The organism is Gammaproteobacteria bacterium (assembly GCA_021648145.1).
Taxonomy (GTDB): Bacteria; Pseudomonadota; Gammaproteobacteria; order JAADGQ01; family JAADGQ01; genus S141-38.
In genome coordinates, this window is record JAKITI010000018.1 from 1 (window position 1) to 20,155 (window position 20,155).

The 20,155-nt window shown below is 44.1% G+C and carries 17 protein-coding genes and 1 pseudogene; 13 read left to right on the forward strand and 5 right to left on the reverse strand.

The window, feature by feature from the left end; genetic code table 11:
* Nucleotides 1–269: 269 nt before the first annotated feature.
* From L3J70_10815 to L3J70_10840, 6 genes are read left to right on the forward strand one after another with little or no spacing between them, the layout of a single operon-like run.
* Nucleotides 270–1,502, forward strand: coding sequence for a cystathionine gamma-synthase family protein (locus L3J70_10815; protein ID MCF6236842.1), 1,233 nt, complete (start codon nt 270–272; stop codon nt 1,500–1,502).
* 13 nt (nt 1,503–1,515) lie between these two features.
* Nucleotides 1,516–2,250, forward strand: coding sequence for a sulfate transporter CysZ (gene cysZ, locus L3J70_10820; protein ID MCF6236843.1), 735 nt, complete (start codon nt 1,516–1,518; stop codon nt 2,248–2,250).
* Between the two features lie 9 nt (nt 2,251–2,259).
* Entirely contained in the window at nt 2,260–2,721 is a 462-nt protein-coding gene (locus L3J70_10825) for a DUF4381 domain-containing protein (GenBank protein MCF6236844.1), read from the forward strand.
* Nucleotides 2,718–3,725: a VWA domain-containing protein gene (locus tag L3J70_10830; GenBank protein ID MCF6236845.1), complete on the forward strand. Its 1,008-nt coding sequence runs from the start codon at nt 2,718–2,720 to the stop codon at nt 3,723–3,725. The genes L3J70_10825 and L3J70_10830 overlap by 4 nt, the downstream gene beginning before the upstream one ends.
* Nucleotides 3,722–5,593: a VWA domain-containing protein gene (locus tag L3J70_10835; protein MCF6236846.1), complete on the forward strand. Its 1,872-nt coding sequence runs from the start codon at nt 3,722–3,724 to the stop codon at nt 5,591–5,593. Before L3J70_10830 ends, L3J70_10835 begins: the two co-directional genes overlap by 4 nt.
* Nucleotides 5,587–7,317, forward strand: coding sequence for a BatD family protein (locus L3J70_10840; protein MCF6236847.1), 1,731 nt, complete (start codon nt 5,587–5,589; stop codon nt 7,315–7,317). Before L3J70_10835 ends, L3J70_10840 begins: the two co-directional genes overlap by 7 nt.
* A gap of 189 nt (nt 7,318–7,506) precedes the next feature.
* Here the strand turns inward: L3J70_10840 and L3J70_10845 are convergent, their stop codons facing one another.
* From L3J70_10845 to L3J70_10855, 3 genes are all read right to left on the reverse strand, one after another.
* Nucleotides 7,507–8,493 (reverse strand): universal stress protein, encoded by a 987-nt coding sequence (locus tag L3J70_10845; GenBank protein MCF6236848.1) that lies wholly within the window; start codon nt 8,491–8,493, stop codon nt 7,507–7,509.
* A 5-nt stretch (nt 8,494–8,498) separates the two neighbouring features.
* A complete protein-coding gene (locus L3J70_10850; GenBank protein MCF6236849.1) occupies nt 8,499–11,318 on the reverse strand; it encodes a cation-transporting P-type ATPase in 2,820 nt (939 codons plus the stop codon).
* 78 nt (nt 11,319–11,396) lie between these two features.
* Nucleotides 11,397–13,058 (reverse strand): cation:proton antiporter, encoded by a 1,662-nt coding sequence (locus L3J70_10855; protein ID MCF6236850.1) that lies wholly within the window; start codon nt 13,056–13,058, stop codon nt 11,397–11,399.
* A 250-nt stretch (nt 13,059–13,308) separates the two neighbouring features.
* Between L3J70_10855 and L3J70_10860 the strand changes: the two genes are divergently transcribed.
* Together L3J70_10860 and L3J70_10865 are read left to right on the forward strand one after the other, a co-directional pair.
* Nucleotides 13,309–13,662, forward strand: a complete 354-nt coding sequence (locus tag L3J70_10860; GenBank protein ID MCF6236851.1) for a YajD family HNH nuclease — start codon at nt 13,309–13,311, stop codon at nt 13,660–13,662.
* Between the two features lie 303 nt (nt 13,663–13,965).
* Nucleotides 13,966–14,256 (forward strand): hypothetical protein, encoded by a 291-nt coding sequence (locus L3J70_10865; protein ID MCF6236852.1) that lies wholly within the window; start codon nt 13,966–13,968, stop codon nt 14,254–14,256.
* A 186-nt stretch (nt 14,257–14,442) separates the two neighbouring features.
* Here L3J70_10865 and L3J70_10870 read toward each other — a convergent pair.
* Nucleotides 14,443–14,899, reverse strand: a pseudogene (locus L3J70_10870) (IS1 family transposase).
* Between the two features lie 103 nt (nt 14,900–15,002).
* Between L3J70_10870 and L3J70_10875 the strand changes: the two are divergent.
* Complete coding sequence (locus L3J70_10875) at nt 15,003–15,713, forward strand: EAL domain-containing protein (protein ID MCF6236853.1); 711 nt, start codon at nt 15,003–15,005, stop codon at nt 15,711–15,713.
* A gap of 90 nt (nt 15,714–15,803) precedes the next feature.
* Here L3J70_10875 and L3J70_10880 read toward each other — a convergent pair whose 3' ends face one another.
* A complete protein-coding gene (locus L3J70_10880; protein ID MCF6236854.1) occupies nt 15,804–16,787 on the reverse strand; it encodes a hypothetical protein in 984 nt (327 codons plus the stop codon).
* A 518-nt stretch (nt 16,788–17,305) separates the two neighbouring features.
* Between L3J70_10880 and L3J70_10885 the strand changes: the two genes are divergently transcribed.
* From L3J70_10885 to L3J70_10900, 4 genes are read left to right on the forward strand one after another with little or no spacing between them, the layout of a single operon-like run.
* Nucleotides 17,306–17,512 carry a hypothetical protein gene (locus L3J70_10885; GenBank protein MCF6236855.1) on the forward strand — a complete coding sequence of 69 codons (207 nt, stop codon included), beginning with the start codon at nt 17,306–17,308 and terminating at the stop codon, nt 17,510–17,512.
* A 42-nt stretch (nt 17,513–17,554) separates the two neighbouring features.
* Nucleotides 17,555–18,322, forward strand: a complete 768-nt coding sequence (locus tag L3J70_10890) for a methyltransferase (GenBank protein ID MCF6236856.1) — start codon at nt 17,555–17,557, stop codon at nt 18,320–18,322.
* A 57-nt stretch (nt 18,323–18,379) separates the two neighbouring features.
* A complete protein-coding gene (locus tag L3J70_10895) occupies nt 18,380–19,309 on the forward strand; it encodes a tRNA-dihydrouridine synthase (protein ID MCF6236857.1) in 930 nt (309 codons plus the stop codon).
* Nucleotides 19,310–19,347: 38 nt separating this feature from the next.
* A complete protein-coding gene (locus tag L3J70_10900) occupies nt 19,348–20,130 on the forward strand; it encodes a TatD family hydrolase (GenBank protein ID MCF6236858.1) in 783 nt (260 codons plus the stop codon).
* Nucleotides 20,131–20,155: the final 25 nt, after the last annotated feature.

Below are 20,155 nucleotides of genomic sequence, written 5' to 3' on the forward strand. Positions count from 1 at the left end.
GGACGATGTTGTACGGAGCCGTAACGTACGCAGGACGGTCGGGGCAAAAGGAATTAGCTGTCGCGTTAGTGAGTGAATTTTTGGCAGGGATGCCAAATAATTTCGTCACGAAGTAGCGACACATTCGGAATACTAATTCAAGCGGATGAGCGTGTATGCAGTATTTTTTCTACCATTACGCTATTATCTCAACTGATATCAAAAAACCCTGTTAATGACTCTTTCGTACAAAGGTCTCCTCTTACTTTAAAAAGTACTTTTAAGCTCCCATGAAATCTGAAGGTTTTACTACAAAAATTTTACACAATGATCGGCAAAGCAAGATTGAGCACGGTTCATTACATAAACCGATTCATACCTCTGTCGCATTTGAATATGATGATGTGCATGCGCTGGCAGATGTTTTTCAGGGAAAGGCTTGCGGCTATTCATACGGCCGCCAAAATAACCCAACAACATCTGCACTGGAAGATAAAGTGACTCTGATGGAAGGGGGAGTCGACTCTGTTTGCTTTGCAACAGGAATGTCGGCCATTATTTCGACTATGATCTCTTTGCTGCGTGCGGGTGATCATCTGATCTCAAGTGCTTTTTTATTTGGTAATACGAATAGTCTGTTTAATACCTTAAAAACGCTGGGGATTGAAGTCACTTTTGTTGATGCGACTGATGTAAATAATGTCGTGGCGGCGGTTCAAGCCAATACCAAGGCAGTATTTGTTGAAACCATTGCCAACCCTTGCACTCAAGTGAGTGATCTTGAAGGAATTGGTGAGTTCTGTGAAAGTAATAATCTGCTTTATATCGTAGATAACACCATCACATCACCTTATCTTTTTTTGCCTAAATCAGTGAAAGCAGGTTTGATCATTAATTCGTTAACCAAATACATTGGCGGACATGGTAATGCGTTGGGTGGAGCTGTCACCGAAACAGGCTGTTACGATTGGTCCCAATTTAAAAATATTTATGATAACTACAAAAAAGGACCCATTTCTAACTGGGGGCTTTTGCAAATAAAGAAAAAAGGGCTTAGAGATATGGGAGGAACGATATCACCTGAATCGGCTCATCACTTGGCGATTGGTGCGGAAACATTGGCACTCAGAATGGAGCGCTCTTGTGAAAATGCTGCGACATTGGCCCGATTTTTTGAATCACACCAAACAGTTAAAAAAGTATTTCACCCGAGCATTAAAAGTCACCCTGAACATGAACGTGCTCAGAAATTATTCAAACATTCTGGCTCATTAATGAGTATCGAACTGACGAATCAAGTGGACTGTTTTGACTTTCTAAACTCTTTGGAAGCCGTGGTTGCTTCGAGTAATTTAGGCGACAACCGAACTTTAGGTATTCCAGTCGCTCATACTATTTTTTATGAAATGGGGGCAGAGCGCCGTGCTTCAATGGGAATTTCTGACAGCATGATTCGGTTGTCGATTGGGATTGAAGACCAAAATGATTTATTGAACGATTTTGATCGTGCATTAACCAAATGACATATTACTCGTTATGATCACTAATCCATTCACAGGCGCTCACTATCTTTTAAAAGGGTTTCGCCTGATTACAAAACCATCCATTCGTAAATATGTGATGATTCCATTAAGTATCAATGTCCTGTTTTTTACAGCGCTTATCTGGTGGGGAATGTCATCACTGTTTCTGTTTTTTGACCAACAAATATTAGCGCTTCCCACTTGGCTTTCCTGGCTTGAGTGGTTACTTTGGCCCGTTTTGACGCTGGCGACATTGCTTCTGGTATTTTACAGTTTCAGCGTGATTGGGAATATTATCGCATCCCCATTTAACAGCCTGCTGGCAGAAGCCGTTGAACACCATTTAACAGGAGAAAAACTGCCCGAGATGAGCTGGCAAGAAATAGTAAAAACTATTTTACCTTCCGTCATTAATGAGTTTAGAAAACTATTTTATTTTATCTGTTGGGCGATTCCATTTTTATTGCTATTTTTTATTCCAGTAGTAAACATCGTTGCTCCTTTTTTGTGGCTGGCATTTGGGGCCTGGATGTTGATGTTGCAGTACGGTGATTACCCGATGGCCAATCATAATATCTCTGTGCCAGAACAACGCAAAAAACTAGCAGACAATCGCATGACTTCATTAAGTTTTGGTGGTGCCACAATGCTGATGACTTTGATTCCACTCTTAAATTTTTTAGTCATACCCAGTGCGGTTGCAGGTGCGACAGTGCTGTGGGTTGAACGACTAAAAAACAAACAGTAGCAATAAGTTATGAATGAATTAGAGAATTTACGTGACATTCATAGCCCACCCCCTGTCTCTTTTTGGCCGCCAGCGCCTGGCTGGTGGATATTGGCACTGCTGATTATTCTGGGCATCGTCGGCGGATGGCTTTTTTATCTATGGCAAAAAAAACGTGCTTTACAAAAAACAGCGCTTATTGAGTTGAATCAATTACAGCAATCTTTGTCGGATGGCCAAGATCTTTCCATTTTTTCGGCACAAATTTCCACACTGTTGCGTCGCATTGCACTGGCTCAATTTAATCGAGATGAAGTGGCTGGACTAACGGGAAATGCATGGCTCACGTTTCTTGATCGTACAGGTAAAACCGATAACTTTACTCAAGGAGTTGGAAAAATAATTATCACCGCACCTTATCAGGTTACGACCGATATTGATGGTCAAGAATTAATTACTATTGTAAAAAACTGGATTCATCTTAATACATGATCACATTTGCCTGGGCAGAGCTATTGTGGCTATTGCCCCTGCCCTTTTTACTGCGCTACATCCTGCCCACAGCGTCCCGCTCGGAAGAGGTCACCATCAGAGTGCCTTTTTTTCAAGATATTGCGGCATTAAATACCAAAGGCCAGCAAGCGCCATCAACAAAAACCTCTTGGTTTAAACGCTTATTAGCATACATGGTGTGGGTCTTATTGGTGATTGCTGTCGCTCGACCAGAGTGGTTAGGTGAACCCGTAACTTTGCCCGCCAGTGGTCGAGACCTGATGATTGCTGTCGATATTTCCGGCAGTATGGAAATACCGGATATGGAGCTGGGTGGGCAACAAGTGGATCGTTTAACAATGGTAAAGGCCGTTGCAGGTGACTTTATTGAACGCCGCACAGGTGATCGTATCGGCTTAATTCTCTTTGGCCGACAAGCCTATTTACAAACACCGCTCACATTTGACCGAAAAACAGTACGCACCATGCTGGAAGAAGCAGAGATTGGACTCGCGGGTCAAGAGACTGCGATTGGTGATGGAATTGGTCTGGCGGCAAAACGCCTGCGTGATCGCACCCAAGAGACGCATGTCCTTATCTTATTGACTGATGGTGCCAATACAGCCGGTGAGGTTGATCCATTGAAAGCGGCGTGGCTCGCCTCACAAATCAACGTTCGAATTTATACGATTGGTATTGGTGCGGATGAAATGCAGGTACGTACCTTGTTTGGCTCACAAACGGTCAACCCTTCCCGCGACCTTGATGAAGATACGCTGAAAAGTATTGCAAAAAGAACTGGTGGCACCTATTTTCGAGCGAAAGATACTGAATCTCTGGAAGAAGTTTATCGTCAACTGGATGCACTGGAGCCTTCCTCGGTCGAGACTCAAACATTTCGACCGACAAAATCACTATTCCACTGGCCTCTAGGAGGCGCACTACTGTTATCACTGCTGATTGCACTGACATACTGCCGCTTTAAAAGGAATTTGCAGTCATGATAATTCCTGAAAACTTTCATTTCCTTCGACCAGAGTGGTTTTATGCGCTACTTCCATTGGCACTGATTTTTTGGAGGTTGCGCCACCGGCATGCTCAAAAAGGCAGCTGGAGTCAAGTATGTGACGCACACCTACTCCCCCACTTGCTTGTACAACCTGAAACCAATAAACGTCGCCAATGGATTCCTCTTTTACTGCTTGCATTCGGTTGGCTCATTGCTGTCGTAGCACTTGCTGGCCCTGCGTGGGACAAACAACCGCAACCTGTTTTTCAAACCAGTGACGCATCCATTATTGTGCTTGACCTTTCACGCTCAATGGATGCGGAAGATATTCAACCTTCACGTTTAACTCGAGCCAAGCACAAAGTGCTTGATCTCTTAAAACAGAGTAAAGAAGGAAGAACCGGCTTGATTGTTTTTTCCAACCGAGCCTATGTGGTTTCACCACTGACACAAGATGCCGCAACAATCGCGGCGATGATCCCTGCGCTGGATAGTGAAATCATGCCTCGTCAAGGCAGTCGTCCAGAGCTTGCGCTTGAAAAAGCTGATCAATTATTGACTCAGGGCGGCGCGGTTGATGGCAATATTATTTTGATTACAGATGGCATCAATGAGGCGGCCATTAGTACTGCCGAATCCCTGCAAAGCAAAGGGCGACGTATTTCAGTATTGGCCGTAGGCACACCACAAGGCTCACCCATTCCGGTGACACAAGGCGGTGGATTTCTCAAAGACCGTCAAGGCGCAATTGTGGTTCCACGTCTGGATCGAAGTGCATTGCAAAACCTGGCCAATCAAGGGGGGGGGATTTACACTGAGCTGCGTGCAGATGATCGTGATATCAAAGCGCTGCTCGCAGGCAGCCAACAAAAGCATCTTAATGAAAGTGAAGATATGCAACAAACAACGGATACCTGGCGAGAAGAAGGCCCGTGGCTTCTATTATTTCTTCTGCCTTTGGCAGCACTTGCTTTTCGTCGTGGTTGGTTGGGGTGTGTGGTCCTGGTTGTCGCGGCCAATAGCCTGCCTCAGCCAGTTATGGCTATGGAGTGGAGTGACTTATGGAGCCGTGCTGACCAGCAAGGCGCAAGGTTGCTTGAACAAGGTCAAGCACTCGATGCGGCTCAAAAATTTAAAGACCCCGCATGGCAAGGGCAAGCTTATTATCAAGCGGGCGAATATGAAAAATCTGCTGAATTATTTTCCCAAGGAAAAAGTGCCGACGAGCATTACAATCATGGCAATGCGCTTACAAAACTGTACCGCTACCCAGAAGCGATTGCGGCTTATGAACAAGCATTAACGATCAACAAACACCATTCTGATGCTGCATTCAACCTTGACCTTGTTAAAAAATTACTTGAACAACAAGAAGATAGCCCTGACAATTCTTCACAAAGCGAAGAAGATAAAGAAGAGGGACAAGACGGCAAGCAATCAGGCCAAGGCAGCGATACGCCTCAGCCCTCCCCTTCCGATGAAACGGGGCAAGAGGGTCAATCCGGTGAAAACTCAGATTCAGGCGACGAACAATCAGAAGAGAGTCAAGGGTCACAGGCGGGTGATCAAGAGTCTCAGGATGATCACAACAGTAGCGAACAACAAAATAGCGAAGAAAAACTCAGTGACCAGTCAGACCAACTCACTGAAGGCACACCGATAGAACCTCAAAAAGAGGGTGAAACACAGCAGCAATCAATGCCTGAGCTTTCAGAAGAGGATCAACAATCCATTGAAGCAGAGCGTGCATTGGAACATTGGCTACGACAGGTTCCCGATGATCCGAGTGGCTTATTAAGACGAAAATTCAGCCGCGAATACCAACGTCAACAAAACCAAGAAGAAATAGAGCAAGCATGGTAATACAATACTTTTCAAAATTTATTTTATTGATGCTTCTGGCTTTACTATTAAGCAATATAGCCAGTGCCCAAAACGTCACTGCCCGTATTGATCGCACACAAATTCAGGAGTATGAATCTGTGTGGTTGATCATTCGTAGCAGTAGCAGCTCATCTCAAAGCCCTGACCTTGCACCACTAGAAAAGGATTTTGACGTATTAGGACAGTCCAAAAGCAGCTCAGTCAATATCGTTAATGGCAAGATGGAGTCCAATAGCGAATGGTCTATTAATCTGATGCCTAAACGCACGGGCGAGCTACAGATTCCTCCTATTGCTATTGGAGATGATTTTACAAGCCCGATCACTCTTAAAGTGAAACCGGCCAGCAATCTCTCTGACAGCAATGAAAACCGTAATATTTTCATTGAAACAGAAGTCGAAGAGCGACAAGTTTATGTGCAAAGCCAAATTGCCTATACCGTGAAACTTCTATATTCAGTCGGACTTGATGGCGGTAGCCTTACAGAGCCTGAGCTTAAAAATGCGGTCATTGAGCGCTTGGGTGAAGATATCTCTTATGATACGGAGCGAAACGGACAGCATTACAAAGTCATTGAACGACGTTATGCGATTTTTCCACAAAACAGTGGTGAACTCATTATTCCAGCGATTGAATTCAATGGTCAGATTATTGATGGTAGTCGCCAACCACAGCGCCGTAATATTTTTGATCCATTTGGACGACAGCAGACACGCCCAGTACGCCTTAAATCAGAAGCAGTGCGTATGACAGTGTTACCTCAACCTGACCAGAGTACGGCCTGGATTCCTGCACGTAAATTAACATTATTAGAGCAGTGGTCTCCCAAAACACCTGAATTTCGAGTCGGCGAACCCGTCACCCGAACAATTCAAATACAAGCGGAAGGATTAAGCGCTTCACTACTTCCTGAAATCACGTTGCCAGCAGTTGATGGCATCAAAATCTACCCTGATCAGCCAGTGACTGAAAACAAAACAGATGGCAGCTGGATGACAGGAACACGCCAGGAAAAAATTGCGATGATTCCAACGACTGCGGGTTCGCTGACACTGCCTGAAATCAATATCACATGGTGGAACACCCAAACTAAAAAAGCTCAGGTCGCCACACTTCCCGCTCGTAACATTGAAGTATTACCCGCTCTAACCAATGGACAAACAGAACAACCTGTCACACTCACACCGCCCTCTTCACTTCTCGACCCCACTGCAAACACGAATTTTTCATCTCAACCACCAAAAATAGATCAGTTTCCGTGGTATTGGCTCACTCTGTTTTTTGGTATCGCATGGCTGGTTACATTAGTTGCCTGGTGGAAGGCCAAACATTCGACACAGATATCAACCCCTGCTCAGGTCGTAAATGGTATAAATAACTCTTCATTAAGAAGCGTGAAAAAAGCATTGAAAACAGCTTGTAATAATAATGATAGCCGACAAGCACGTACCGCCCTGTTGAACTGGGCAAATATCGTATGGCCTACAACTCAATGGACAGGGCTCAACAGCATTGCCCAGCAATTTAATAATCCATCCCTACAAAGTGCTATTACAGAACTTGATCAAAATCTTTATTCGAATGATGCTGACACATGGAATGGAAAAATCTTATGGGATCTGATTTCAAAGCAAGAGTGGCCCAAGAAAAATTCTGCATCCTCTCATACAGTACTTTCCCCTCTTTACCCAATGGGAAAGTAAAAATCTGCCTTATTTTTCCACACAATAATTTTTGGCTTCATAAAGTACTTGATCAGAGCTGTGTTGGCAGATGGCGCTTCCATTTACCGACTTGATCAATCAAAACTTAAACATTCCACTTCAGCAGCGCAATATAATACAAATCGTCACTATATTTTACAGGTCAGTTTTCAGAGTAACAACCTCCCGTTAGTCCTCCAGCTCCAGAGCAACTGGAGTCTCGAATCCCGGTGGTTTAATCGCAAGTACCGAGCAATCGAGCCGGTTGAGAATAGTTTCTGCCGTATTACCCATAAAAAATCCGGAGATACCCGTGCGAGCGACGGTTCCCATGACAATGAGATCCGCTTTAATTTCTCGGGCAAGCTCTGGAATATTTTTGCGTGGATAGCCTTTAAGTAGATGTACTTGAGGTTTGATATATTCCAAAGCGTTCTGACCTAATTTATTAACCGTCTCATTCATCAGCGCATTCAAATTACGCCTGTGTTGTTGTCTTTCCTCTTCGATATGGGCTGCGATTTTTTCTTCCGGCAAGTCTACAAATGCATGTCGCATAACCCCCTCTTCAACCGCCTCCCACGTATGAACAATATGCAGTTCGGTCGATTCAGCCAGCGCCAATGAACTCGCCATTTCAAGAATTTGAAGATTAAGCAAATGTCTTGTATTTAACTCTTTTGACGGAAAATAGTCATCGACATCCACTGCGGCCAGGATGCGGCGATATACTTTGGGTGACTCCGGTTTGACTAACCATACCGGACACGGGCATTTGCGTAACAAGTGCATGTCATTACTACCAAATACCCGATCCAGCAGTCCACCACTTTCAGCCTCTTTGATCACCAAGTCATGCCCATTGCGAAGAATATCGTGGATGATTTCCAGAAACGATATACCCACAAGCACCTTGGTTTGAATTTTGATATTTTTGCTCCTGGAAACAATCCGCTCTTCCAGTGCCTGTTGATGCTTCGTAACTCTCTTTGCCTGGAACTCTTCTGGAGACGGAACACCATCGGGCAGCTTTATGTTAGACGGCATTTTATCAATGACATCGACAACCGTAAGACGAGCCTGATTCATGTTTGCCAAGCTTATAGCACGTTCCAACGCAGCTTCACTGACCGAGCCAGGCACAGCAACATAAAGAATATTTTTGAATCTTTGCATATTAGTTATCCTCCACTATCTATTCTATTTCTTTCCATACGCCGTACAAAATATTTTTCCAACTCAACTAAAAACAGTACCGAGGAGGAGACGAACAGAATTTTTAACCACATACTCAAGTCGATTGCCGTCGTTCCAAATAAAGCCTGCATTGGCGGTAGGTAAGTAAAGCCAAGCTGGAAAATGATGAGTATAACAATGGTCATAAGCACATAGCGATTGCCTGTGAACCCTGCCCAATTAAATACCGATGCGGAGATATAACGAGAATTGAACAAATAGAAGATTTCGAACATGACCAATGTATTCACAGCCACTGTACGTGCATATTCGATGCTGGCACCTTGTTTAATTTCCCACAGAAACATCGCCATTGTTCCCCCCATCAAAATGAAGGATACAAAGATGATCCGCCAAATAAGGTGACGAGTAAGTATGGGTTCATGGGCATCACGGGGCGGGCGCTGCATGACACTTTGTTCGGGCGGCTCAAATGCCAGTGACAGCGCTAACGTCACTGCCGTCACCATATTCACCCATAGAATCTGTACTGGCGTTAACGGTAGCTGGTGAAAACCAAACAAAATCGCGGCAAGAATAATCAGTGCTTGTCCCCCATTCGTCGGAAGAATGAACAAGATGGCCTTTTTGAGATTATCGTAAACCGTGCGTCCCTCTTCTACGGCATGGGTGATTGAAGCGAAATTATCATCGGCAAGTACCATTTCAGCAGCTTCCTTGGCCGCTTCTGTGCCGTTGTGACCCATGGCAGTACCCACATCAGCACGTTTCAAAGCGGGCGCATCATTTACGCCATCCCCCGTCATCGCTACAATCAAACCCTGCTCCTGCATCAGCCTGACGAGAAGCAGCTTATGCTCAGGATTAACGCGTGCATACACATCAACATCCTGCACACGCTGCCGCAATTCACCCTCACTCATTAATTCGAGTTCCTGTCCGGTAATGACTTCATCGGCATTGATGAGGTTGAGTTGCTGGGCGATAGCACGAGCAGTAGCGCCGTGATCACCTGTAATCATCTTCACCCGGATACCCGCCTGACTGCATTGACGCACAGCATCAATTGCTTCCTCACGAGGCGGGTCAATCATGCCAAACAGACCCAGCATAATCAGGCCGTTTTCTACATCACTGAATGTGAGCTCCACCTGCTCATGACTCACTGGCTTGATGGCAATAGCTAATACACGTTGACCTTGCCGAGCCATCTCTTCAATACGCGCCAGCCAGTAGCTGCTATCCAGAGGCTGCTCACCAGCATCCGTTCTCTGGTGAGCACACATCTCCAGCAAACGTTCAGGCGCACCCTTGAGAAAAATAAAAGCATCACCGGTATGGCTGTGATGCAGCGTTGCCATAAAACGATGCTCAGACTCAAATGGAATAAGATCCGTGCGTGGATATTGTTTGACCTCAGTTTCAATATCCAGCCCTGCCTTTAAGCTTGATACCAGCAATGCCCCTTCCATGGGGTCACCATGGACAAGCCATTCATCATTACTTTGTTCCAGCGATGCGTCATTACAAAGCATCGCGGCTCGAGCCATCTCCAGCAATAGCGGTTTTTCTTCCGCCAGCACATCGCTGCCAGCCAGTGATATTGCCCCGTGAGGATCGTAACCCGTACCGCCCAGCTCAAACAGACTCTCGGCGGTGACAATGGTGCGCACAGTCATTTCGTTGCGGGTCAAAGTGCCTGTTTTATCCGAGCAAATCACGGTGACCGCGCCCAGCGTCTCTACAGCCGGTAACTTGCGAATAATGGCATTACGTTTGGCCATACGTTGCACACCGATCGCCAGTGTGATGGTCATGATGGCAGGCAATCCTTCGGGGATCGCGGCCACCGCCAGACTGACTGCGGCAAGAAACATTTCAGCAGCCAAATAGTCGCGCAGCAGTATGCCGAATGCGAAGGTAATCATGGCAAGCACCAAAATAACGACGGTCAACCAGCGGCCAAACTGAGCCATTTGACGTAACAGCGGAGTGGTTACGGAAGTTACTTCTGATACCAGTTTGCTGATACGACCAATCTCGGTTTGTATCCCAGTCGCTACCACCACACCACGACCCTGACCGTGAGTTACCAACGTGCCCGAATAAGCGATGCAACGACGATCACCGATCATGGCTTCCTGGGCGACAGGCTCTGTGATTTTTTCCACCGCCATCGACTCACCAGTCAATACTGACTCCTGAGTTTGAAGGCTTTTGAGATGAAACAAGCGCAAATCTGCTGGCACTTTGTCGCCTGATTGCAATAACACGATATCACCAGGCACCAAATCTTCGGCACGAATGGTTGTTTGTCGGCCATCACGCAGCACCATGGCATTAAGAGAGAGCATCTGCCGTATCGCTTTCAATGCACTCTCGGCCTTACCCTCTTGCACAAACCCGATCACTGCATTAAGAACAACCACAGCAGAAATGACACTAGCATCCACCCAATGCCCCAGCATGGCTGTAACAGCGCCTGCGGCCATCAATACATAGATCAATATATTATGGAACTGGTAGAAAAACCGCACCAGTGGCCCACGAGATTTTGATTCAGGAAGGCGATTTTTCCCATGCCTGACAAGCCTGCTACTGACCTCTTTTTTGGATAGGCCATCGGGTGTTGTCTCGAGTGACTCAAAAACTATTTTTTCGCTATCAGCATGCCAATTATTAGATACCGAAAGCGACTCATCTGACGGGTTATTTGGGTTTTTAAATGCTCTATGTAATTGATGTGCAACCACAGCAGCCAAAATGAGCAACACAGAAAAAATAATCAGCCATTCGATAGTCATAGCACCAATTCTCCGTGTTAAATAATTACAAAATTAACGATGAATCACTTCACACCTTTAACGTTATTACTTCTACCATCAGGGCTGACGCTGCTTGTCGCTCGTACCAAACAGGTTATCAGCAACTTCAGCCGCCGCATCAGCATAAGGGATCAGCACCTGGTCGGCTCCTGAACCTTTCAACAGATCAGCATCATGAGAGGTATGTGCAGTCACAGCGATACATCCACTGAAACCTTGCTCACGCAGACCATGCAATAATGAGAGGTTAACGGGCATTTCACGTAAACTGCTCAATACCCAACGCACTTGCCCCAGCGGCAGAGTGGCTAGAAACTCAGGGTCTTCGGCATCGCCGTAGCGCACTGCATAACCACCCTCTTCCTGCCTGCGTACCAGATCAGGATCGAAATCTACACTAAGCACTTTGTGTCCTCTTTGCCGCAGTTCCCGTGCAATTGCGGATCCGAATCGCCCCAGCCCGAACAAAATGACATCAACCCTGTTCTCATCATCAATCATCTCCCGCCCTTCTTCCCTGTACGCCCGTTTGCGCTCAAACACACCGAGCCAGGGAGAGAGCCGCTCATAAATCGGGTGAGAGTACAAGATCATATAGGTGGAGGCACTGATGGTGATCAACCCCACTAGAGTAATAAGACCCATAGTCTCAGCATTGATATGGCCCAAGCTCAAACCCAGCGCCCCCAGTATCAGAGAGAATTCGCTGATCTGAGCCACCGTCAGGCCCGCCAGAAACCCGGTACGCTTACGGTAACCCATAGCACCCAAGATAATCATCACGATCAACGGATTACCGATAAGTACGAATAGTGACAGCAGAATGGCTGGCACCATCTGTGTACCGAGCATTGAAAGATCCAGCCCAGCTCCCAGGTCAATGAAAAAGAACAGCAGTAAAAAATCACGCAAACTCACTAGGCGCGCGCCGATGACCTCGCGGTAAGAGGTAGAGGCCAGCGATACACCGGCGAGAAAGGCACCCACTTCCTTGCTGAAACCCAGATGTGCGCCTGCCGCACCCAGCGCCACCGCCCAGGCAATGGCGAACAACACCAGCAGCTCCGGTGAACGAGCCAATTGATGCAGCAGCGGTGTCAATACATAGCGCATCAACAAGCCAATGACGATGATAAATAGGCCGCCCTTGATCAATACTTCAATGGCTTCCTGACCCAGTGCAGAGGCATCAGCAGCCTCGCCCACCGCAGTCAGGCCAATCATCACCAGCACGACCACGATATCTTGAACGATAAGGAAACCGATGGCGATGCGTCCGTGCAGTGTATCCACCTCACGTTTGTCAGACAGCAGTTTGACGATAATAATGGTACTGGAGAAGGTCAGTGCTACTGCCACATACAGAGCGGTTATCGGAGACATCCCTAGAGAAATGGCAATAAAGTAGCCGATGGTAGAAGTGAATAAGACTTGCCCCAATCCGGTGGCCAATGCCACCAGACCCATGGTGCGGATGATACGCAGATCCAGCTTGAGTCCAACCACAAACAACAACAGTGCAATACCCAGCTTGGCCAACAGATCGACCTGATCATTTGCTGACACCCAACCAAGTACCGACGGTCCCACCAGAATACCAACCACGATAAAAGCGACAATCAGTGGTTGACGCAGCCGTACACCAATAGCACCAATAATGGCCGCCATCAGTAGCAACACCGCCATTTCAGTAAAGACATCACCAAATACGGGAGTCATGATTCAGTTATACCTTCTGTGATTTAAGAACATGGATCTCAACTGGGTATAGCACGACATTCCAAATTCATACATTTTAAAAAATAAAGAGCTATATGAAAATTGTATTAATTGTATACCCTTCTGGCAAGCGATAAGGTATAAAATAATTTCATATTTTTATCAAAAAATAAACTTGGCTTAGGAACGAGCACGAAATCACTTAGTACAGCCAGAAATTGATTAATTTATCTGAAAAAGAGAGCATTTCATGACAAACAATAAAAGTAAGTTAGACCAAATCGTTGCAAACGCACACCAAAACCGCACCCAGCGGGAGCAAGGTTATCGTGAGCGAGCATTAAAACTATACGCCTGGATTTGTGGCCGCTGTTCACGTGAATTTACTCGTGAAAATTTACAGGAATTAACGGTTCATCATCGTGACCACAACCATGATCACAATCCTGAAGATGGCAGCAACTGGGAGCTGCTATGCGTCTACTGCCATGACAATGAACACTCTCGTTACGAAGATTCCAATGGTATCTATTCAGAAGAAGATAAACCTGAAACAGCCACTCATAAAGCCTTTGAAGGATTGGCGGCTTTGTTGAAAAAGTAGGGTCGTGTAAACATTTTGTGATCAACCATGCAAAGCATGTCATTGCTATCAACTCAAACTCTCTTATCTGAGTAACGAAAATTTAGTGACTTACGATCAATCTTTTGACACTCATCCGTAAGCGATTATTTTTATTAGTGCCTCGGCTTACTGAGAAGTTACTATTTTCTTGCTATTTTTGGAATGGAAATTGGACGCTATAACAGTAGATCAATATTGAATAGTCTCACTCTTTGCGAGTTTGTACTGAAACCAATAAATATAGTTAATTATTATATTTTATTAATACATCGGAGAACATATATGAAACCATATTTAGTGGGTATTCTAGTGGTATTTTTACTGCAAGCATGTTCTAAATCATATGAAGTTGATATTAGTGAGACAGAATGTAACTCTCTGGGGGGAACATTAAAAGGCGGAGACTGTATTCTGGACATGCATGAAGAAGATATGAAGAAAATTTGTGTGTCCCAAAATATGGAATATTCTTCTGAGCATAATGGATGTTTGTCTGGGGAGGCAGAAACTCGAAAAATGTGTGGTGAACAAGGTATGCAATATTCTAAAGAGTATAATGCTTGTATTAAATAAACAGGTCACAACATATCTCTATGCAAGATATTTTTATCCTATGCACATTATTACACGAAAGCGATTGCTAGAATTTGCTGAAAAACATCCGAAGTGCCGCTTTACCCTGCCGCTGAGAAAAGCGTTAAGTGTTATGCATTTTTGAATTTCAGGGGGGTTGCTTTCACAAAGAAATTTTGTGCATTGCTAATCTAGTATAGTTAGCGTTCCATTTCTCTTATGCATTAACAACAATATTGACAATTCCAGCATACGTACACTTTTTGTATAACATTTTGTTTTCCGACCCATTCGTGCAAGAAAGTGCCTGAAGATGCTGTTGTAGCCTTCCACCGTGTAGGTTTCAGCTTTCGATTGGATGTGTTTTTCTTTTGGGATAAAGTTTTCATAGGGTTTCCAGTAATCCGTTGCTATTTTTCCGGCAAGTTTCTCTTTGATCTTGCTCCATAGCTCTTCTCCTGTCTGTGTGCTTCGATCACCAACAATGAAGTCGATGAACTTTTTTCCATATCTATCAACAGCAATCCATATCCATTTATAGTTTTTTTTGACCAACATAGGTATGCATCTCATCAATCTCGGTAAATACTACGGACTCAGAACTTTGAAGACTGGTAACTTGTTCGCCAAAGCTTCGAATCCAATTCAAACTAAGCTATACTACTTTAGCAATGCCTTATTATGATTGACCCCTTATCACTTATCACAGACCCCGTATCACACTGGAGAACGATCTGCATGAAGCTTTGAAACATGGTGAACTCACCCCTTTTTATCAATTGCAACGTGAAGCAGGCAGCGGGGTTGTCAGCGGTTTCGAGGTGTTGTTGCGCTGGAATCACCCAAAGCGCGGTATTGTTATGTCTGGTGAATTTATTGCACTGACCGAAGAGAGTGGCTTGATTGTACCCATTGGCGCATGGGTATTGGAGCAAGCGTGCCAGCAGGCGAAGGAATGGGTTGATGCAGGTCAGTCTGACCTTACCGTAGCGGTGAATCTTTCAGCGCGACAGTTTCAGCAACCTGATTTGGCAAAACAGGTGGCCGATATACTTGAAAAAACAGGGTTGCCAGCGAAATATCTGGAATTGGAAATTACCGAAAACCTGTTATTGCAGCACTCTGATCAAAATAGTGCAGTGTTGCAAGAGTTGCATGAATTAGGTATTTGTCTGGCGCTGGATGATTTTGGTACTGGCTACTCATCATTAAGTTATCTAAAAAAGTTCCCGTTTGATCGGCTGAAGATTGATCAATCCTTTGTTCGTAATTTGCCTGATAGCCATGAAGATGCAGCGCTTATTGATGCCATTATTACTTTGGGTCTCGAAATTATTGCCGAAGGGGTGGAGAATGAGGCGCAGCTTGCATTTTTACGTAACAAGGGGTGCGATCTGATTCAAGGTTACCTATTTAGTAAACCGCTTCCTGCGGAGAAAGCAGCGCTGTTTTTGTGAGTTCACTGTAAAAAATGTAGATGTAAAAGGGGAAAAGTCATTTTTCTTATCGAGCTTGAATGACTTTGCCCCTTTGGTTTTTATCTGCTTTTATTCTTCCCAGTTAAAGTCTTCCGAATAATCATAAGAGCCATCACCAGTTGTATCAGCTTCTATACGGTAAGAGGCACTGAATGCAGTGAGTCTTGCTTTAGTACCGTCAGCGCCAGAAATCAATAGTTCTCCAGATGAAGGCCATCCATCCGAGTCATATGCTTTAAATGCTACAGGAGTTGTTATGTCAGCGTATCCATATTGATGGTCATAAATGCGGCCACTCATTTTAAGCGTGCTGTCATTATAACCCACGGATATGCTTAGTCTCATATTTTCCAGCTTACTCACTTCATCAAGAATATCGTCTCGGATCAGTGCATTCATAGTTATTTCTACATCTGAATCTGATGTGCCGGCAGTGATCAGCATGTCACCATCCATTGTTATGGACTCACCTAATCCTTTGGTTTGTAAAGAAATAAATGTAATTTTAAAGCTGCTAATTTCATCTGCATTCTGATCAATAACTCCAGACATACCCATTGAGCCATTTATTGTGATGTTGTTTTCACAATAATTATTGAAAACAAACGAACCTGTGAAGCTTCCAGTTTGATCATCTGCACTTATAGTAGCGTTGAAATTCCCTCCGCAGCTTCCATTTTCACTAGTACTTTCGCTTATTGCTCTGGTGTTAGAATGGTTTTTTTGAGAGAAAGCGGATTTATCTATTTGGTTTACTGCTGATAGCACAGTATTTGCTATATCCGCAGCATAAGGCAGGCCGCTGCCTGAATTTGATTGAGTCGGGCTATGGGATAAGCTTGCAAATGATGCTGGATTGGAGGCGCTTGAACCATTTCTAGTGTTAGTATAGGCATCACGGTTCAATTGATTTGCATTACTGTCAGTAATGATTGCGCGGTCAGTGTTGCCTGTATATGTAAGATTTCCCTTGCTGTCATCCTTATCACCGCCACAAGCGCTTAATAAAAATATACAAGATGTTACAAATATAAACAGTGATAGATTTTTCATTAGAATTTGCCTCTTAATATTTATTAGATGAATGTAATAGCCTGAATTTGTATGATAAGTGCATAACCTCTGTATGTAGCTGAAAAACAGTGATTCTGACTAAAGACAAGACTCAGGGCTACAATGTAAACAGCTACCAACTATAAAACTATAAACAGAGGCTACAAATGAGCTACAAACAACCGAGTCTTGAAGAAAGACATTATATAGAAATTGAGAAGAAAAAGTTTGTACCGATTTACAAGATTGCAAATGCTTTAAGTCGTAGCCAAAGCACGATTCCTCAATAAACCCATCAACGCAAACAGATTTTGATTCTGGATTTACATTGCCATCATTAGCTGCCGGTGATTATATTTTTTGGCATTGGTCTTGTTATTTGACTTGCATTTAGGGCAATCCATTAAATTCCTCTGCTCAATTAAAATTCAGTTCAAAAACCAATTCTAACTAAGCTATACTTCTTTAGCAATACCAAAATTTAAGCTTCTGAAAATAAAGGTCAAGCTAGCCAGCTCATGGAAGGTCATAAAGAATGGATAAAACGTGGTTTTGATGATGGCGTGTTTCTTGTAGTTGGCAGTACTCAGCCTAACTTGGATGGTGGAATCTTAGTGCATAATACATCATTGTCAGATTTTTCTGTTGAACCTAATAATACAGTGATTGAGTATGGTGATGAAAATTTTTTCGATGCAAAAATTGCAACCAACAGGATTGAATAATACTATCTGTTCACAAATTTTCTATAACCAAGGAACCTTGTCATGAAAATTGTTTGCAAAACTTTGCTTTTTTCTACCCTGCTACTTTCAGGTATCAGTCATGGTGTCGCAGAAGACTTTGATACCGTTCAGAACAAACTGGAAACGGCAATGAAAGCCTCTGTTCGCACTGAGGCAGATACCAAACGCGACCACAATCGTAAGCCTGCTGAAACTTTGGAATTTTTTGGTCTGCGTGGTGACATGACAGTGATTGAGTTAATCCCTGGCGGTGGCTGGTATACAAAATTACTGGCTCCTGTGCTGGCCGATAACGGTCAGCTTTATGTCGCGCTGGGTACGGGGAAAATTGAAAAAAATCTGTTAAACAAAGAGGGCTTTTCAAAAGTATCTGTAACGGCTCAAGATGCCAAAATGGGGAAAAAACCAGGTGCCCGCTTATACTTTCTGGAAGTATCCGAACTGGGTGTGAAAAATGCGGATATCATTTTTACTTTTCGCAATTATCATAATTTTGATCTTGAAGGTCGAATGGCAATGAATCAGGCTGCTTTTTCAGCACTTAAACCTGGTGGTATTTACGCGCTCGTTGACCACACTCAACGACACATGGAAGCGGACACTCCTGAGAACCGTAGACGATTTGACCCCGTTATAGCCATCAAAGAGATTCAGAAAGCAGGCTTTGTTTTCGAAGATAGCTCAGATCTTCACTATCGTGCAGATGATGAACTCCAGTATGAAGTCGGTCGTAAAAGCGTAACAGGCAATACAGATCGCTGGACTCTAAAATTTAGAAAGCCAGAGTAAGAAAGTTCAACAACACGATAAACTGTGAAGATTCTGCTCGCCCCGATGGAAGGTCTCGTGGACAATTATATGCGAGACACTCTAACGGGGATTGGTGGCTATGATGCCTGTGTGACCGAATTTGTCCGTGTGGTGGATAAAGTGATGCCCAAAAAGGTGTTTTATCGCTTATGTCCTGAGCTGCTGACCTCTGCGACAACTGAATCGGCAACACCCGTTATCATTCAACTGCTCGGCAGTGACCCCATCGTATTGGCAGAAAATGCGGCCTATGCAGCTGAACTGGGAGCGCCAGGTATTGATCTTAATTTTGGCTGCCCATCGAAAATAGTCAACCGCAAGTCGGGCGGTGCAGCACTGCTGAAAGAGCCTGACCGTATCCATCAAATCATATCGGCTGTAAGAGCTGCTGTGCCCTACTCCATTCCTGTTTCAGCCAAGATTCGACTGGGTTTTGATCACACCGATGCCGCGCTGGATATTGCTCATGCCGTTGAGGATGCAGGAGCCAGTTACGTTGTTGTTCACGCCCGCACCAAAGTGGATGGCTATAAAGCACCGGCTCGTTGGGAGTGGTTAGGCCATATCAATAGGGCACTGACTATTCCAGTGGTTGCTAACGGTGATATTAATAACATCGAAGATTATCGACGTTGCCTTGAAATCAGTGGTTGTAAAAATATCATGATCGGTCGTGGTGCGGTGAGTCGACCCGATCTGGCTCGACAGATTAGGAACGAACAACAAGGTCAGCCATGTGAAGCTATGAGCTGGCCTGATGTTTCACAGCTATTAATGAATATGGCTCAGAAAATGAGCACGACTGTTGCCGATAAAATTATTTTTGGTCGTATAAAGCAGTGGCTGGCGATGTTAAAGCGTGAGTATCCAGAAGCACAAAATTGTTTTGATGAGGTACGGAATTTATCTTGTTTTAGTGAGGCCAAACTAATTTTAGAAAGCTCAAAGGAAAAATATTATGCCTGATAAAATCACTTAATAAGGGTTGATTTGACCACTCTGCAATGTTGATTGATACTCACTGCCACCTTGATTTACCCATATTTTCTTCAGATCGACAGAAAATTATCAAACGATGCCAGCAATTAGGTATTAAAAAAATTATTGTGCCAGGCATTGACGCTAAAGGATGGGCTAACCTTTTAAATATTTGTCACTCCGAACCATCTCTTTTTCCTGCTTTGGGTTTACACCCTGCTTTTTTAAAGCAACATCACCCCTCAGACATTCAAAAACTTGAACAACTTATAGATCAAGTAAAACCTGTTGCCATTGGTGAAATTGGCCTTGATTACTATTTAAAAGAACTCGATCAAACTCAACAAAAAATATTATTTGAAGCTCAATTAAATATTGCAAAGAACACAAACCTTCCTGTACTGCTTCATGTACGAAAAGCACATGATACTGTACTTGCAATACTACGTCGTATTCGAGTTGTTGGCGGTATAGCACACGCATTTAACGGCAGTTTACAGCAAGCAAAACAGTATATTGACCTTGGTTTTATGCTTGGTTTTGGAGGGGCATTAACTTATCAACGAACCACACGTTTACGAACTCTTGCTCGACTACTGCCTTTGGATGCAATTGTTTTAGAAACTGATGCGCCGGATATGGTGGTCAGCAACCATCATGGCGAACGAAACAGCCCTGAATATCTGATTGACTGCTTTGGTACGCTGGCAGAGATTCGCCGAGAAGAAAGAAGTGATATTGAAGCTCGAACTACAAAAAATGCAAATACCATATTTAAATTTGGTATTAAAAAAGAAAAAAGCCCTTGAATATGTATTCAAGAGCTTTTTATAA

Excerpts from the sequence above, each read along its gene's own strand:
- L3J70_10815 (MCF6236842.1), top strand. The coding sequence starts at position 270 with ATGAAATCTGAAGGTTTTACTACAAAAATTTTACACAATGATCGGCAA.
- cysZ (MCF6236843.1), top strand. The coding sequence starts at position 1,516 with ATGATCACTAATCCATTCACAGGCGCTCACTATCTTTTAAAAGGGTTT.
- L3J70_10825 (MCF6236844.1), top strand. The coding sequence starts at position 2,260 with ATGAATGAATTAGAGAATTTACGTGACATTCATAGCCCACCCCCTGTC.
- L3J70_10830 (MCF6236845.1), top strand. The coding sequence starts at position 2,718 with ATGATCACATTTGCCTGGGCAGAGCTATTGTGGCTATTGCCCCTGCCC.
- L3J70_10835 (MCF6236846.1), top strand. The coding sequence starts at position 3,722 with ATGATAATTCCTGAAAACTTTCATTTCCTTCGACCAGAGTGGTTTTAT.
- L3J70_10840 (MCF6236847.1), top strand. The coding sequence starts at position 5,587 with ATGGTAATACAATACTTTTCAAAATTTATTTTATTGATGCTTCTGGCT.
- L3J70_10845 (MCF6236848.1), bottom strand. The coding sequence starts at position 8,493 with ATGCAAAGATTCAAAAATATTCTTTATGTTGCTGTGCCTGGCTCGGTC.
- L3J70_10850 (MCF6236849.1), bottom strand. The coding sequence starts at position 11,318 with ATGACTATCGAATGGCTGATTATTTTTTCTGTGTTGCTCATTTTGGCT.
- L3J70_10855 (MCF6236850.1), bottom strand. The coding sequence starts at position 13,058 with ATGACTCCCGTATTTGGTGATGTCTTTACTGAAATGGCGGTGTTGCTA.
- L3J70_10860 (MCF6236851.1), top strand. The coding sequence starts at position 13,309 with ATGACAAACAATAAAAGTAAGTTAGACCAAATCGTTGCAAACGCACAC.
- L3J70_10865 (MCF6236852.1), top strand. The coding sequence starts at position 13,966 with ATGAAACCATATTTAGTGGGTATTCTAGTGGTATTTTTACTGCAAGCA.
- L3J70_10880 (MCF6236854.1), bottom strand. The coding sequence starts at position 16,787 with ATGAAAAATCTATCACTGTTTATATTTGTAACATCTTGTATATTTTTA.
- L3J70_10885 (MCF6236855.1), top strand. The coding sequence starts at position 17,306 with ATGGAAGGTCATAAAGAATGGATAAAACGTGGTTTTGATGATGGCGTG.
- L3J70_10890 (MCF6236856.1), top strand. The coding sequence starts at position 17,555 with ATGAAAATTGTTTGCAAAACTTTGCTTTTTTCTACCCTGCTACTTTCA.
- L3J70_10900 (MCF6236858.1), top strand. The coding sequence starts at position 19,348 with ATGTTGATTGATACTCACTGCCACCTTGATTTACCCATATTTTCTTCA.